Source organism: Methylobacterium aquaticum (genome assembly GCF_001043915.1).
GTDB classification, from domain to species: Bacteria; Pseudomonadota; Alphaproteobacteria; order Rhizobiales; family Beijerinckiaceae; genus Methylobacterium; species Methylobacterium aquaticum.
Genome location: NZ_LABX01000211.1, coordinates 1 through 15,288 on the forward strand (window position 1 = coordinate 1; position 15,288 = coordinate 15,288).

The 15,288-nt window shown below is 70.4% G+C and carries 13 protein-coding genes; 5 read left to right on the top strand and 8 right to left on the bottom strand.

Annotated features, from left to right (window positions below):
- Nucleotides 1–435 precede the first annotated feature (435 nt).
- Nucleotides 436–612, top strand: coding sequence for a hypothetical protein (locus tag VP06_RS36630; RefSeq protein ID WP_156295756.1), 177 nt, complete (start codon nucleotides 436–438; stop codon nucleotides 610–612).
- A gap of 80 nt (nucleotides 613–692) precedes the next feature.
- Here the strand turns inward: VP06_RS36630 and gyrA are convergent, their stop codons facing one another.
- On the bottom strand, nucleotides 693–3,443 hold the full coding sequence (gene gyrA, locus VP06_RS24965; RefSeq protein WP_048466510.1) for a DNA gyrase subunit A: 2,751 nt from the start codon (nucleotides 3,441–3,443) through the stop codon (nucleotides 693–695).
- A 407-nt stretch (nucleotides 3,444–3,850) separates the two neighbouring features.
- On the opposite strand from gyrA, the gene VP06_RS24970 reads away from it, so the two are divergent.
- Nucleotides 3,851–5,086, top strand: a complete 1,236-nt coding sequence (locus VP06_RS24970) for an MFS transporter (RefSeq protein WP_063928436.1) — start codon at nucleotides 3,851–3,853, stop codon at nucleotides 5,084–5,086.
- Between the two features lie 24 nt (nucleotides 5,087–5,110).
- On the opposite strand, the gene VP06_RS24975 is transcribed toward VP06_RS24970, so the two are convergent.
- Nucleotides 5,111–5,446, bottom strand: a complete 336-nt coding sequence (locus VP06_RS24975; protein ID WP_245291302.1) for a DUF2934 domain-containing protein — start codon at nucleotides 5,444–5,446, stop codon at nucleotides 5,111–5,113.
- Nucleotides 5,447–6,012: 566 nt separating this feature from the next.
- Here VP06_RS24975 and VP06_RS24980 point away from each other — a divergent pair.
- Nucleotides 6,013–6,909 carry a metal ABC transporter substrate-binding protein gene (locus tag VP06_RS24980; protein ID WP_048466511.1) on the top strand — a complete coding sequence of 299 codons (897 nt, stop codon included), beginning with the start codon at nucleotides 6,013–6,015 and terminating at the stop codon, nucleotides 6,907–6,909.
- Nucleotides 6,910–6,919: 10 nt separating this feature from the next.
- On the opposite strand, the gene VP06_RS24985 is transcribed toward VP06_RS24980, so the two are convergent.
- From VP06_RS24985 to uvrC, 4 genes are all read right to left on the bottom strand, one after another.
- Nucleotides 6,920–7,966 carry a DUF3616 domain-containing protein gene (locus VP06_RS24985; RefSeq protein ID WP_048466512.1) on the bottom strand — a complete coding sequence of 349 codons (1,047 nt, stop codon included), beginning with the start codon at nucleotides 7,964–7,966 and terminating at the stop codon, nucleotides 6,920–6,922.
- Between the two features lie 266 nt (nucleotides 7,967–8,232).
- The gene (moaD, locus tag VP06_RS24990) at nucleotides 8,233–8,484 is read right to left on the bottom strand and encodes a molybdopterin converting factor subunit 1 (RefSeq protein WP_048466513.1); all 252 of its coding nucleotides are present in this window, start codon (nucleotides 8,482–8,484) and stop codon (nucleotides 8,233–8,235) included.
- 10 nt (nucleotides 8,485–8,494) lie between these two features.
- Nucleotides 8,495–9,094: a CDP-diacylglycerol--glycerol-3-phosphate 3-phosphatidyltransferase gene (gene pgsA / locus VP06_RS24995; RefSeq protein ID WP_048466514.1), complete on the bottom strand. Its 600-nt coding sequence runs from the start codon at nucleotides 9,092–9,094 to the stop codon at nucleotides 8,495–8,497.
- A 79-nt stretch (nucleotides 9,095–9,173) separates the two neighbouring features.
- Complete coding sequence (uvrC, locus tag VP06_RS25000) at nucleotides 9,174–11,222, bottom strand: excinuclease ABC subunit UvrC (RefSeq protein WP_048466518.1); 2,049 nt, start codon at nucleotides 11,220–11,222, stop codon at nucleotides 9,174–9,176.
- 109 nt (nucleotides 11,223–11,331) lie between these two features.
- Here uvrC and VP06_RS25005 point away from each other — a divergent pair, with 109 nt between their 5' ends.
- Complete coding sequence (locus VP06_RS25005; protein ID WP_053082025.1) at nucleotides 11,332–12,441, top strand: glycosyltransferase family 61 protein; 1,110 nt, start codon at nucleotides 11,332–11,334, stop codon at nucleotides 12,439–12,441.
- 129 nt (nucleotides 12,442–12,570) lie between these two features.
- On the opposite strand, the gene VP06_RS25010 is transcribed toward VP06_RS25005, so the two are convergent.
- Entirely contained in the window at nucleotides 12,571–13,293 is a 723-nt protein-coding gene (locus tag VP06_RS25010; RefSeq protein ID WP_048466515.1) for a chemotaxis protein, read from the bottom strand.
- A 255-nt stretch (nucleotides 13,294–13,548) separates the two neighbouring features.
- On the opposite strand from VP06_RS25010, the gene VP06_RS34140 reads away from it, so the two are divergent.
- Complete coding sequence (locus tag VP06_RS34140; RefSeq protein WP_425350948.1) at nucleotides 13,549–14,535, top strand: L,D-transpeptidase; 987 nt, start codon at nucleotides 13,549–13,551, stop codon at nucleotides 14,533–14,535.
- A 78-nt stretch (nucleotides 14,536–14,613) separates the two neighbouring features.
- On the opposite strand, the gene VP06_RS25020 is transcribed toward VP06_RS34140, so the two are convergent.
- On the bottom strand, nucleotides 14,614–15,288 hold a 675-nt coding region (locus tag VP06_RS25020; RefSeq protein WP_048466521.1), incomplete at its 5' end, for a DUF2076 domain-containing protein.

Below are 15,288 nucleotides of genomic sequence, written 5' to 3' on the forward strand. Positions count from 1 at the left end.
TCCCCGCAACCAACCACACGACAAGCCCCGCTCAGGCTCGGCCGGCGGGGTTTTGTCACGTCAGTGTGGGTTTAGATAAGCGATCCAGACGATGAGGGCCGTATCGTGCCCGTCCCTGACCACCGCGTCGAGCATGGCGCTGCTGGGACTGCCCAGGTTCCCCTAAGCCTCTCGTTGTGCATCAAAAGGCATGATGGATCAGCATCCTGGGACCGCTGGTGTGACGCACCAATGATGTCGGATCGATGACCTGCAACCGAGATGCAGTGCCGGAAGTCCCGATCGCCCACGGATGTCTGATCATTTCATGACGATTTGCCGCATCGGCGGAATCAAGAATCCCGGGAGTTGACCTGACACGTGCGACGGCGGCGATCCGCCCGTGCGCCCGTCAATCGCTGCCCGTCGACAGGGCGCGTCCCGGAGGAAACAGCCATGGGCGATTCCGGCCTGATCTACATGCTTGCCTTCACGACCTTCGCGTTGATCATCCTATTCCTGATCTGGCAGCGGATGCGCGTCCAGCGCGCCAAGGAGACCGGCGAGCGCTCGAGCTTCACCGACCACCACGGCGGCCCGCCACGGCCGCATCAGGGGGTGGATCCGCGCTGAGGTGAGCGGATGCCCCGTCAGAGGTGCGTGGCGCAACCTCTGATGGGCTCGGTCATCCGCTGACTAGCGGGGGAGGCCGATCAGCCCTCCCCGCCATCCCCCTCGACCTCGGCCTCCGCCTCGCCTTCACCCTCGATGTGCTCCACTGACACCACCTTCTCGGTCTTGTCGGTGTTGAACACCGTGACACCCTGCGAGGCGCGGCCGACGACGCGGATGTCGTCGACCGGCACCCGGATCAGCTTGCCGGCATCGGTCACCAGCATGATCTGGTCGCTGGTCTCGACCGGGAAGGAGGCGACGAGCGTGCCGTTGCGGGCATTCACCTCCATCGCCTTGATGCCCTTCCCCCCGCGGCCGGAGATCCGGTACTCGAAGGACGAGGTGCGCTTGCCGAAGCCGCGCTCCGACAGGGTCAGGACGAACTGCTCCGCCGCCCCCATGGCGATGTAGCGGTCCTGCTCCAGGTCGATCGAGGCCGCGGCCTCCTCCGCCTCGGGCTCGGGGGCCGCCGGCAGTTCGATTGCCTCGCCGGTGGCGCGGCGATCGGCATTGGCGCGCCGGAGATAGGCCTGGCGCTCCTCGGGTGAGGCTTCGAAGTGGCGCAGGATCGTCATCGAGATGACCCGGTCGCCCTTGGCGAGGTTGATGCCGCGCACGCCGGTGGAATCGCGGCCCTTGAACACCCGCACGTCGGTGACGGGGAAGCGGATGCACTGACCGGCGCCCGTCGTCAGCAGCACGTCGTCGGCTTCCGTGCAGATCTCGACATGGACGATGTGATCGCCCTCGTCGAGCTTCATGGCGATCTTGCCGTTGCGGTTCACCTGCACGAAATCGGACAGCTTGTTGCGCCGCACGCTGCCGGAGGCGGTGGCGAACATCACGTCGAGCGTCTCCCAGGACGCCTCGTCCTCGGGGAGCGGCATGATGGTGGTGATGCGCTCCGCCCCCTGGTCGAGGGGCAGGATGTTGACGAGCGCCTTGCCCCGCGCATTCGGCGCCGCGAGCGGCAGCCGCCACACCTTCTCCTTGTAAGCCTGGCCCTGCGAGGAGAAGAACAGCACCGGCGTGTGGGTGTTGGCGACGAACAGCCGGGTGACGAAATCCTCGTCGCGCATCGACATGCCGGCCCGGCCCTTGCCGCCGCGGCGCTGGGCCCGGTAGGTCGAGAGCGGCACCCGCTTGATGTAGCCGGCATGCGACACGGTCACGACCATGTCCTCGCGCTGGATCAGGTCCTCGTCCTCGACGCTGGAATCCCAGTCCAGGATCTCGGTCTTGCGCGGGGTCGCGTATTCGGCCCGGACCTCCGCCAGCTCGTGCTTGACGATGCCCATGATGCGGGCGCGCGAGCGCAGGATGTCGAGGTAGTCGGCGATCTCGTCGGCCAGCCGCTTCAGCTCGTCGCCGATCTCGTCGCGGCCCAGCGCCGTAAGGCGTTGCAGGCGCAGGTCAAGGATGGCGCGGGCCTGGGTCTCGGACAGGCGGTAGGTGCCGTCCTCGCGCAGGCGATGGCGCGGATCGTCGACGAGGGCAATCAATGGCGCGATGTCCTCCGCCGGCCAGTCGCGGGACATCAGGGCCTCGCGGGCCGAGTTCGGGTCCGGCGAGGTGCGGATCAGCCGGATCACCTCGTCGATATTGGCGACCGCGATGGCAAGCCCGCACAACACGTGCGCACGCTCGCGCGCCTTGTTGAGCAGGAACTTGGTGCGGCGGGAGACGACCTCCTCGCGGAAGTCGATGAACGCCTGGATCAGGTCCTTGAGGTTGAGAAGCTCGGGGCGCCCGCCGTTCAGCGCCACCATGTTGCAGCCGAAGCTGGTCTGCAACGGGGTGTAGCGGTAGAGTTGGTTAAGCACCACGTCGGCGACGGCGTCGCGCTTCAGCTCGACGACGATCCGCATGCCGTCGCGGTCGGATTCGTCGCGCAGGTCGGCGATGCCCTCGACGCGCTTCTCGCGCACCAGATCGGCGATCTTCTCGACCAGCGACGCCTTGTTCACCTGATACGGGATTTCGGTGAAGATCAGCGCCTCGCGCTCCTTGCGCAGCTCCTCGATATGCGACTTCGCCCGCATGATCACTGAGCCGCGGCCGGTCATGTAGGCCGAGCGGGTGCCCGAGCGTCCGAGGATCGAGCCACCGGTGGGAAAGTCCGGCCCCGGGATGATGTCGTTCAGGCCCTCGATGGTGATCGCCGGATCGTCGATGAGGGCGATGCAGCCGTCGATCACCTCGCCGAGATTGTGCGGCGGGATGTTGGTCGCCATGCCGACCGCGATGCCGCCGGCGCCGTTGACGAGGAGGTTGGGGAAGCGGGCGGGCAGAACCGCCGGCTCGTCTTTCGACTCGTCGTAGTTCGGGTTGAAGTCGACGGTGTCCTTGTCGATGTCCTCCAGGAGCGCCATCGAGGGTTTGGCGAGGCGCGATTCGGTGTAGCGCATCGCCGCCGGCGGGTCGCCGTCGACCGAGCCGAAATTGCCCTGGCCGTCGACCAGCATCAGCCGCATGGCGAAGTCCTGCGCCATGCGGACGAGGGCGTCGTAGATCGACTGGTCGCCGTGCGGGTGATACTGACCCATCACGTCGCCGACGATGCGGGCCGACTTCACGTATTTGCGGTCCGGCAGGTAGCCGTTCTCGTACATGGAGTACAGGATGCGGCGGTGCACCGGCTTCAGGCCGTCGCGCGCATCCGGCAGGGCCCGGCTGACGATCACGCTCATCGCGTAGGCCAGGTAGGACTGGCGCATCTCGTCGGTGATCGAGACGGGCTTGATGTCGGTCGCGGGCGGGGGAGCGCCGGTCGGGTCGTTCTCTGCCAAGGTCTGTCTCTCGTCGCGGCCCGCGGCGGGCTCACACTCTCTTGCCGGACGGCTTAGCCGATTTGCGCCACGGGCACCAGCGTGAAGCGCGGAAGGCAAAGCAAATCAGCATCTTAGGTGGTCGTGCCGGGGATGTTCCGCAAGCCCGCCGGACGCCGGTGGACGAGTGTCCCGTGAACTCGTTAGAGATTGGCAAAGGATGCGGGAAACGGGGGGCCGGTCGCGGCCCGCCCGATGCGGGAGGCCACCATAGACGCCGCGATCGACCACGACCCGGCCCGCGGCCCATCGCGCGCGGTTCCGGCGATGAGCCCGACGGCCAGTATCGAGACCGGACGTCGCCGCGGGCCTGACGACCCCGCGGTCGCCGGGTCGCCGCGCCCCGATCGCGTGACCGGCCGCTTCCCGTGACCGGTCCGGGGCGCTGGCCGGTCATCTCGGCCCTCGGCATCGTGCAGATCCTCGCCTGGGGGTGCAGCTACTACCTGCTCACGGTGCTCGGGCCGTCGATCGCCGCGGAGACGGGCTGGGGGCTGCCGTGGATCTTCGGCAGCCTCACCGCCGGGATGCTGGTGGCGGGCGCCGTCGCACCGACCGCCGGGCGGATGATCGGCCGCCATGGCGGGCGGCCGGTGCTCGTCGTCTCGACCGGTCTGCTCGCCGCCGGGCTTCTCCTGCTGGCTGTGGCGCCGAACCTGCCGGTCTTCGGCCTCGCCTGGCTGGTGATCGGCGCCGGGATGGGATCGGGGCTCTACGACGCCGCCTTCGCGACGCTCGGCCGGCTCTACGGCGCCGATGCGCGGCCGGCGATCACCGCATTGACCCTGTGGGGCGGCTTCTCCAGTACCCTGTGCTGGCCGCTCTCGGCCTTCCTGCTCGCGCATCTCGGCTGGCGCGGCACTTGCCTGACCTATGCGGCGCTGGAACTCGGCCTGTGCCTGCCGCTGATCCTCGGGCTGGTCCCGCGCGCCGCGCCGCTGCTCGTCGCGACGGGCGGCCGGTCCGACGCCGTGTCGCTCGCTCCCGCCGAGCGCCCGGCCTTCCTTCTCCTTGCGGCGGTGATGACCTGTACCGGCATCGCGACCTCGATCGTCTCGGTCCACCTGCTGACCCTGCTCCAGGATCGCGGCTTGTCCCTCGCGGCGGCGGTGTCCCTCGGGGCCCTGATCGGACCGTCGCAGGTCGGGGCGCGGCTCCTCGACGTCGCCAATCGCAGCCGGCACCACCCGATCTGGACGCTCACCATCGCGGTCGCGCTGATGGCCGCCGGCCTCGTGCTGCTGTGGAGCGGGCTCCCGGCGCCGGGGCTGGTGCTGGTGATCTACGGCGCCGGCAACGGGCTCTACTCGATCGGTCGCGGCACCCTGCCGCTCGCCCTGTTCGGGCCCGAGCGCTACGCCGCCCTGCTCGGACGCCTGGCAAAGCCAAGCCTCGTCGCCCAGGCCCTGGCGCCCTCCGCCGCCGCCGCCCTGATCGCCCATGCGGGGGCCGATGCGACGCTCCTGGCGCTGGCGATCCTCGGCCTCATCGACGTCGCCTTGGTCGCCACGCTGTGGCGGGTCCGCCGCCGCGGCCCCGTGCCGGGGCGGGTCGGCGACGAAACGCCCCTCCCGCAAGGCGGAAGGGGCGGTCGGGCCTCATAGGGGTGCCGCGCGTCCGACGATCGTTCAGTGCGTCGTGACCGTCTCGGCGGTGGCCGCCCGACGCCGGCGCGGCGCCGGCTTCGCCACGGCCTGGGCCACCTCGGCCACGGTCTTGGCGGCGGCGCTCTTGGTGGCCGGCTTGCGGGCCGCTGGCTTGCGCACGGTCTTGGCGGAGACTGCTTCCAGCGTGGCCGGCGCCGTGGCCATGCTCCGCACTTCCTGCTCGGCCAAGTGCCAGTAATGCTCGTCGCGGCCCGGCGCGCAGCCGTCCCGCTCCCACAGGGCGTAGGCCCGCTCGCGAATGTTCGTCTCGAAGTGATCCATCCCGACCTCCTCGGTGTTCATGTGTGAGCCGACCATCGCGGATCGTGGTTAAGGGAGAGCTAATACCAACGGCCCTGGATGCTGACGCATCGACTCGATCTCGGGCAGGCCCGAGATCGACGGGGCCGTCGACCCATCTCGAATTTTTGATGTCAAGCCCAGATTTCCGGTATTCTGGGCTTGGCGACAATTCGACAACGGAACCATAGGTCGATTCCAACGACCGTTGGTATAACCCGTCGATCTCAGATCCCTCCTGGATGGACGATCCGAGGAGAGACGAGGTGCGGCACCGTCTCCGTGTCCGCGTCTGTCCCCGGACGGTCCTTGCATCGGCGCGAGACAACCGGAGGCCGGGGAGACAGAGGAGCAGCGGGCCGGACCATCCCGCTCGCGCAGGATGGTCCGGCCCGCTGGTGACACCGTTCCAGCGGGAGCGGCAAGAACGGCGTGACGGCCGCGACCCTGGACCCGCCCCACGGCCCTGTCCTCGACCCAGGTTAACGCCGCGGCGGAGTTCCGGCCCTCAGGCTTTGTAACAATGTTGCATTCTCCTCCGCGCCGGCCTAGGTGAGGCGCGTCGTCGAGCGGGAGTTTTCGCGATGGGCAGGCTGAGGATCGGGATGCTGCTGGTGGCGCTGAGCCTGGCATGGGTCGCGCCCGCACGGGCGGAGGACCCCGTCCGGGTCGTCGCCACCTTCTCGATCCTCGGCGACCTCGTGCGGCAGGTCGGCGGCGACCGGGTCGCGGTCACCACCCTGGTCGGGCCGAACGGAGACGCGCACAGTTTCGTGCCGGCCCCGGCCGATGCGCAGGCGGTGGCGGCGGCGCGCCTCGTGGTGGTCAACGGCCTCGGCTTCGAGGGCTGGATCGACCGGCTGATCAAGGCCGCGGGCACCAAGGCCGCCATCGTCGTCGCCTCGAAGGGGATCGCCCCGATCGACGAGGAGGATGGCCACGGCCATGGCCACGCCGTCGATCCGCATGCCTGGCAGAACGTCGCCAACACCAGGACCTACATCGCCAATATCCGCGACGGCCTGATGCGCGTCGATCCCGCCGGGACGGCGGCCTACCAGGCCAACGCGACCGCCTACCTGACGAAGCTCGACGCCCTCGACGCCGAGGTCCGCACGGCGCTCGCCGGGATCCCGGAGGCGCGGCGGCGCATCGTCACCACCCACGACGCCTTCGGGTATTTCGCCCGGGCCTACGGGATGCGCTTCCTCGCGCCCCAGGGCGTGTCGAGCCAGAGCGAGGCCACCGCCCGCGACGTCGCCGCCATCGTCCGGCAGGTCCGCCGCGACAAGATCCCGGCGGTGTTCCTCGAGAACGTGTCGGATCCCCGGCTGATGGAGCAGATCGCCCGCGAGAGCGGCGCCAAGGCGGGCGGGCGGGTCTTCTCGGATGCCCTGTCGGAGCCCAATGGCCCGGCCCCGACCTATCTCGACATGATGCGCCACAACGTGAAGGAGTTCGTGGCGGCCTTGCACGGGTGAGGGGAGAGCCTCACCGCAGGTCGAGCGTCAGGCTCCGGAACCGCTTGCCGTCCGTCGATTCCTCGCACGGCTTGCCGTCGGAGCCGAGGGCCTCGCCGTCGTCGCTCAGCACCTGGACCCGGTCGCCGGCCGGCCCGACCAGCAGCGCCTCGGGCTGAAAATCCGCGATCTTGGCGAAGGCCGCGGCGGCGCCCTCGATCCGGACGGGCTTGTGCGCCGGGTCGCCCGACCAGCGATAGAGATCGAACGGCTCGCCGCCGCCGCCCGCGCCGCCCGCGAGGATGAGGTAGGCTTTGGCCTCGGGCGCATAGGCGAGGTCGCGGATGCCGCGGCCCTTCAGGTCGAGGGCGACCGGGGCGCCGAGGCGCGGGGCCGCCCCGGCGATCGCCTCGGCGGGGTTCTCCAGCGGCACCAGCAGGGCGTTCGCATCGACATCGAGGGGGTTGCGCAGGCCGAGCCACAGGGACGTGCCGTCCGGGCGCGGCGCCATCCCCTCGATGTTGAAGCCCTTGCGCTTGGGGTCGAGGTCGTCCCGGGCCGGCACGTCGAGGCCGATCCGCGCGGCGAACAGGGGCGACAGGGCTGCGAAAGCCGGCAACAGGCCCTTGATCGCCCGACCCTTCGGGACGAGGCCGGGCACACCGCCCGATTCCGCCACCGTCACCGCCACGAGGCGGGCGCGGCCGGGGCTCTGCTTGCCGCCGTGCCGGCGGCTGTGCGAGCCGAGCAGGTAGAGGTCGGACCCGAGCCAGGTCGCGGATTCGAGATCGGCCTTGCGGTCCTCCGGCGTGAGGCCGAGCGGGCCGGCGAGGTCGGCGCCGCCGAGGGGCAGGGCGTCACCGCTCGCCCCGGCCCGATAGAGCCCGATCGCCGTCGATTCATCATCGACCACCAGGAACCGGTCACCGAAACCCCCGCGCGGATACGGCACCGCCCCGGACGCCTCGCATAGCCCGCGATGCTCCAGCAGCGGCCCGACCTTGACCGGCTCGGCCGAGGCGGCGGTGGCCGCGAGGGACGAGACCAGGATCGCGAGGAGCGGCAGGGGACGGGGCATCACGGGTCTTTCGAATCCTAATGATCGCCGATGCCGGCCGGCAGATGCGGCCCCGATCGACATGTCCCAGGGTCATCCCGGGGCCGCGCAGCGGAGCCCGGGATCGAGAACCTCAGGTCTGTCAGAAAGATACCGGACGCAATCCGCGTCGTCCTCCATGCGCCGCGGCTCTGGATCGCGGGCTCCGCTGCGCGGCCCCGGGATGACGCGGAGGATGGGGTGATCGTCGCGTGAGATGGACGAAATCTCGCCGAGGAAGCCCCGCCTCACCCGCCGGTCATCGGCGGGAAGAACGCCACCTCGCTCGCCCCGGAAAGCGCCGTCTCCGGCTTGGCATGGACCCGGTCGACGGCGGCGCGGACCACGCCGTCGGTCTCGAAGGCGTAGGCGTATTCCTCGCCCCGGCCCTTCAGCCAGGCGACGAGGTCGGCGACGGTGGCCACGTCGGGCGGCAGGTCGAGGGTTTCCTCGGGGCGGCCGATCCGCTCGCGGACCCAGGCGAAGTAGACGAGCTTCATCGTGCCTCGCTCAGCGCTCGTCGTCGATCACGTGACGGATGCCGGAGCGCATGTAGTCGTAGCCGGTGTAGAGGGTCAGCGCCGCGGCGAGCCACAGCAGCACGAGGCCCAGCGTGCTGTTGCCGGGCAGCACCCGCTCGCCCGCGGGGCCGGCGATCAGAACGCCCAGAGCCACGAGCTGCACCGCCGTCTTCCACTTGGCGACCCGGCTCACCGGCACGCCGACCTTCAGCTCGGCCAGGTACTCGCGCAGCCCCGAGACCAGGATCTCGCGGCACAGGATCACAATCGCGGCCCAGAGCGACCAGCCCCGGATCGTCCCGTCGGCGCAGAGCATCAGCAGGCTCGCGGCGACCAGGAGCTTGTCGGCGATCGGGTCGAGCATCCGCCCGAGCGCCGAAGTCTGGGAATAGGTGCGGGCGACGTAGCCGTCGAGATAATCGGTGATCGCCGCGGCGACGAAGACCGCGACGGCGATCCAGCGGGCGGTGTCGTCCCGCGGCCAGAACAGCAGTGCCACCACCACCGGGACCGCGGCCAGACGGCCGTAGGTCAAGAGGTTGGCGAGGTTCAGGGCCGTCGAGCGGCGCCGGGGTACGACCATGGTCATCGCCACCGGTGAAACCACGCGGGGGGAGGGGGCGTCAACAGAACTCGGCCCTGACTCAGGCTCACGCATCGGCCACTCATCACGCATCCGCATGAAAAAAGTCGTAGATCGCCCGGGCCGTGGCGGCATTCACGCCGGGCGCCTTGGCGAGATCCTCCAGGGCGGCGCGCTGGATCGCCTTCACCGTCCCGAAATGGTGCAGGAGCGCACGCTTGCGGGTCGGTCCCACCCCGGGAATCTCGTCGAGGGGATTCTTCACCATCTCGCGCTTGCGCTTGGCCCGGTGCGCCCCGATGGCGAAGCGGTGGGCCTCGTCGCGCAATCGCTGGACGAAATAGAGCGTCGGGTCCCGCGGCGGCAGCCGGAAGGGGGCCTGGCCGGGCACGAAGAAGGTCTCGCGCCCCGCATCGCGGTCTCGCCCCTTGGCGATGCCGACGAGCGGCACGCCGGCCACCCCGATCTCGTCGAGCGCCTTGCGGGCCGCCTCGAGCTGGCCGCGGCCGCCGTCGATCAGCACCAGGTCGGGCCAGGCCGGGAAGGCGTCGCTGTCGGCCGGGTCCGGCGCGGGCTCCGGTTCCATCGGGCCGCCGGCTGGCGCCGCGCCCGCCTCCTGCGCGCTGCGCGGATGCTCCTTGACGAGGCGGGCGAAGCGGCGTTGCAGCACCTCGCGCATCATGCCGTAATCGTCGCCGGGCTTCACCTCCTCGGACTTGATGGTGAAGGTCCGGTAATGGGTCTTCATGAAGCCGGTGGGGCCGGCGACGATCATCGCGCCGACCGCGTTCGTGCCCATGATGTGCGAGTTGTCGTAGACCTCGATCCGCCGCGGCGGCGCGGCGAGCCCGAAGGACGTGCCCAGCGCCGCCAGGAGCTTGCCCTGCGAGGCGGTATCGGCGAGGCGCCGCCCGAGAGCCTCGCGGGCGTTGCGGGCGGCGTACTCGACGAGGTTCTTGCGCTCGGCCCGCTTCGGGCAATGGATCTCGACCCGGGTCTCGCTCTTCGTCGAGAGGGCGGCGGCGAGCAGCTCGGCCTCGTCGATCTCGTGCGAGACGAGCACCAGCCGCGGCGCCGGCTTGTCGTCGTAGAACTGGGCCAGGAACGAGGCCAGCACCTCGGCCGGGCTCATGCTGCGATCGGCCTTCGGGAAATAGGCCCGGTTGCCCCAGTTCTGCCAGTTGCGGAAAAAGAACACCTCGATGCAGAACTGCCCGGCCTGCTCGTCCAGGGCGAAGACGTCGGCCTCCTCGATGCCCTGCGTGTTCACCCCCTGCACGCCCTGGATGGCGGCGAGCGCGGCGATCCGGTCGCGGTAGCGCGCCGCCTTCTCGAACTCCCAGGCATCGGAGGCGGCCTGCATCTCGGCGGCCATGCGCTCCTTCACGGCGTTGGACTTGCCCGACAGGAAGCCCCGCGCCTCCGCGGCGAGGCCGGCATAGTCCTCGACCGAGATCTCGTTCGTGCAGGGCCCCGAGCAGCGCTTGATCTGGTAGAGCAGGCACGGCCGGGTGCGGTTCTCGAAATAGCTGTCGGAGCAGGAGCGCAGCAGGAAGGCGCGCTGGAGCGCGTTCACGGTCCGGTTCACCGCCCAGACGCTGGCGAAGGGGCCGTAATAATGCCCGGCCCGGCGCCGGGCGCCGCGATGCTTGACGAGCTGCGGCGCGTCGGAATCGGCGGTCAGCAGGATGTAGGGCAGGGACTTGTCGTCCCGCATCAGCACGTTGAAGCGGGGCTTCAGCTGCTTGATGAGGTTGGCCTCCAGCAGCAGGGCCTCGGTCTCGGTCGCCGTGGTGACGAACTCCATCGAGGCCGTCTCGGCGATCATCCGGGCGATGCGGTTGGTGTGCGCCTGGCCCCGGGCATAGGAGCCGACCCGGTTCTTCAGGTTCTTGGCCTTGCCGACATAGAGCACGTCGCCCTTGGCGTCGAACATCCGGTAGACGCCCGGCGAGGTCGGCAGGGTGGTCCAGAACCGGCGGATCACCGCGGTGCCGGCCTGGATCGCCCCCGCGCCGGCATCGAGGTCGAAATCGATCTCGGCGGCAGTGTCGAGGGCATCCACTGCCTCGTCGTCGTCCTCGATCGCGTCGAGGGCGTCGGGCGGCACGTCGTTCCCGGGCTGTCGGCTCATGCTGGCGATGTAGGCGGCCTGCCGGCTGCTGGAAAGAGCGCGCATGGGCGCTAAAAGGCGTCCCTCGACCCTGCACCCGAGGAATTCGCCGCTTGACCCCGCCCGCCGCATGACGCTCCGCGCCTGCCGGACGCCCCGTCCCCTCCGCCTCCGGCGCGACCTGCCGGCCGTGCGGACCGTGGAGACCGTCCTCTACCTGCCGCACAGCGAGGCGCGCGGGCAGCCCTCCGCCCTGTTCGATGCCGCACGCCGCTTCATCCCCGAGAGCGTCGACATCCGCGGGACCGGCACCGCGCCGTCCTGGCAGCGCACCGACTGGCCGCAGGACTGGGCGGCGGGCGTGCCGGCGGGCGTGCCGGAGGCGCCGGAGGAGACCTATCTGTTCCTCGGCGGCGCCCACCTGCATTACGGGCATTTCCTGGTCACCACCCTGCCGCGGTTCTGGCCGCTGCTGCGGGCGCGGCCGGCCGCGCCGATCCTGTGCTATGCCCCGACCCACGACAGCCTCTGGCAGCCCTACCGCTTCGCCATCGACATCCTGGCCCGCCTCGGCCTCGACGTGCGCGACATCCATGCCTTCGATACGCCGATGCGCCTGCGCCGCGTGATCGTGCCGGCGCCGGCTTTCCAGGAGGAGGGCTTCGCCCACACGGTGTTTCGCGATCTGTGCCGGACGATCGGGGCGGGCTGCTACGCGCCGGAGGAGGTCGATGCCGAGGAGCGTCCCGCCTATCTCGCCAAGACGCGGCTCGCCGGCGGCGTGCGCCGCTTCGCGAACGAGGCGGCGGTGACGGAGATTCTCGCGCGGGAGGGCATCGAGATCCTGCATCCTGAGGCGATGAGCTTTTCGGAGCAGGTGCGGCTCTTTGCCCGCCGGAGGGTGGTCGCGGGCTCCCTCGGCTCGGCCCTGCACACCGCGCTGTTTGCCCCGTCCGGCCGCCGGGTGGTGGCGCTGAGCCCCGGGCCGGTGATCAACCCGACCTTCCTGCTCGTCGACGCCTTGTGCGGCAATGCCGTGTCCTACCTGCACCAGCCGGGCACGGCGGAGACCGAGCCGGGCGCCTTCGGCAGCCAGCAGGCCCTCACCGACCCGCGGGCCGCCGCCGAGGGGCTGCTGCGGCGCATCGAGCGGATGGCGGCCGCGCCGGTGACGGGGCGCAGGAGGCTGTCCGCCGCGTGGGGGCGGCTCGGACGGATGGTCGGACGCGGGCCTGCCTGACGTCGACACGTTTCCACCCGTGACCTCAGGATGAGGCCGAGACGGGAATCATCCTTCGCACAACCCGCGGATTGCCGTGATCTGGTCTCGTCAAGGAAGCGATCGTGTGGACTTTGTCCCGGCCTGCCGTCAATCGAACAGCGCGTCGATGTCGGTCTGGTCGACGTGGCCCGGATCCTCGTCGAGCTTCGGCCCGTTGAGCAGGCTGCTCTCGTCGTCGATGCTGACGCTGCCGGCGCGCTCGCCGATCAGGTCCTTGAAGGCGTCCAGGCCGCCCCAGGCGTCGATCATCCGGTCGATGTGGTCCTCGACGAACTTCAGAACGCTGACGATCTTGCTGATGCGCTGGCCGGTCAGGTCCTGGAAGTTGCAGGCTTCGTAGAGGACGACGGTGCGCTCCAGGATCGCCTCGACGTCGGAATGATCCTTCAGCCCGCCGGTCGAGCGCAGGACCGAGGCGTGGGTCTCGATGTCCTCGACGGCAGCCAGGATGGTGGTGGTGGCCCGCTCGGTGGCCTCGACCACCGCGTCCAGCTCGCCGGCGGCCCGGCGCACGCCCTTGCCGTCGAAATCCTGCCGGTGCAGCACCGCGATCTCGTGCTTGGTCCGGCCGATCGCGGCCTTCATCACGTCGAGTTCGGTACGCATGCCGTAGATCTCGGCCATCTCCCGCCGACAGGCGTCGATCACGTCGCCGGTGGTGCTCTGGGTCAGCCGCTTCAGCTCGTTGACCGTCGCCAGGATCTCGGAGATCCGGTCGTCGTTGGCCGTCGAGGGCGGCACCACGGCCGCTTCGGCCGGAACATAGGAAACGCCGAGACTGTCCTCGATGCGGAAGCGCTTGTTCTTCATGGGTCCGAGAGAGCCTGCAACCGCGGCCGCGTCGCACGGCCCACGCGGATCAGTGTCCCCAAGATTGATTGCGAATTGCTGAATGCCGGCCATGGCGGGGGCCCACGGTGACGAAGGATTCATGATGCGGCAGAATTAATGATTCGCAGCAAGGGTTTAGCGAAGCGGTCACCACGTTCTTTCACCGTCCGGTCCGGTCCCTCCTGCTCTCCTCGCGCCATCGCCGGTGATCGGCTGGGTTGCGGGGACGGTGCGATGGTGGTGCGCGGGATGGTGCTGGCCGGGGCGATCGCGGCCATTCTCGGGGCAGGTCTCGGTACGACGCTCGGCGCCGGTCCGGCCCTGGCGCAGGGCGCGCCGGGGGGCTATGGCGGCGGCTTCATCGAGTACCTGATGACCGGGCAGGATCCGGGCGCCGTGGCCACCCCGTTGCGGCCGATGCCAGTCGCCCGGGACGGCACGATCCTGACGGGCCGCGGCTACGCCGCCGATGTCTACGGGCACCGTCCGGCTTATGCTCGCACCACCGGATACACGGCGGCCGGCGCATCGGGCATGCAGGTCGGCTATGCGCCGGTCGCGCCAGGCCCCTTCCTGCATTCGGGCGATCCGGTGCCGTCCCCGGTTGGCCAGCCGCAAGGGTACCAGTCGACAGCCTCGACGCGGCCTCAGCTCCACGCCTACGCGCAGCCGCAGGCCGCCGTTCCCCAGCCCTACGCACCCGACCCGTTCGAGGCACCCCGCGCCCGCTCGGGCCCGATGCCGGAGGCCCGGGAGGAGGCGATCGGCCGGGCGACGGATCCGCGCTTCCAGCGCCAGGAGGTTGCCTATGACGGCGGGCAGCGGCCCGGCACCGTGGTGATCGATACGCCGTCGCGCTTCCTCTATCTCGTCCAGCCCGGGGGCCGCGCCCTGCGCTACGGCATCGGCGTCGGACGGCCGGGCTTCACCTGGTCGGGCATGAAGACGGTCAGCGCCAAGCGCGAATGGCCGGATTGGACGCCGCCCGCCGAGATGCTGCGCCGCCGCCCCGACCTGCCGCGCCACATGGCCGGCGGCCCCGCCAACCCGCTCGGCGCCCGCGCCCTCTATCTCGGCTCGTCGCTCTACCGCATCCATGGCACCAACGAGCCGCATACGATCGGCCAGTCGGTCTCCTCGGGCTGCATCCGGATGATGAACGAGGACGTGATGGACCTCTACGAGCGCGTGCCGGTCGGCGCCCGGGTGCTGGTGATCTGACGCCACGGCCATTCTGCGACAAAAGCCCCGCCGCGTCGCCGCGGCGGGGCCCTTCACTCTTGACGACGCGGCGACCGGTCAGACCCAGTCGTCGTTGCCGCTATCGCCCATGTCGCCGTCATAGGAGGCGTCCTGGAAGCCGGCATCGTCGCCGCCGAGCGGGGCGCCGAAATCCTCGCTGCCGCCGGCAGTGCCGAAGGGGTTGTTCTCTGCCGTGGTGCCGGCGGCTGCGGCACCGGCGCCGCCGAGGCCCGCCATGCTGCCGAGCGAGGAATGGCCGCCCGCGAAGGCGTTGCTGAGCGCGCTGCCGAGCAGCATGCCGCCCGCCGCGCCCGCCGCCATCGGCAGGGCCGTGGCGAGGAAGCCGCCGCCGCGCGCCTGCGGCGCCTGCGGCTGCTGGCCGCCCCAGGGAGCGCCCTGCTGCGGGGCGTAGCCGGGCTGCTGCGGCGGATAGCCCTGCGGAGGCGCGCCATAGCCGGGCTGCTGGCCGTAACCGCCGCCCTGGTTGCCCCAGGCGCCGGCGCGTTGCGGCTCGGGCCGCGCGCCGCCCCCCCCGCCGGAGAAGCTCGAGAAGAAGCCGCCGCCGCCGGGGCCCCGGGGGGGGCCCCGGCCGCCGCGCCGCGCCCCCCCCCCGGCCCGGTCGAGCTGCTGGTTGGGGCTCTTTATTGCCTCCTCCTGCACGTAGACGAGCTGCGCCCGGGGGTAGGGGGGGTGAGGCCGGGGGGGGGGCTTGTCGCGGAGGAGACGCTCTGG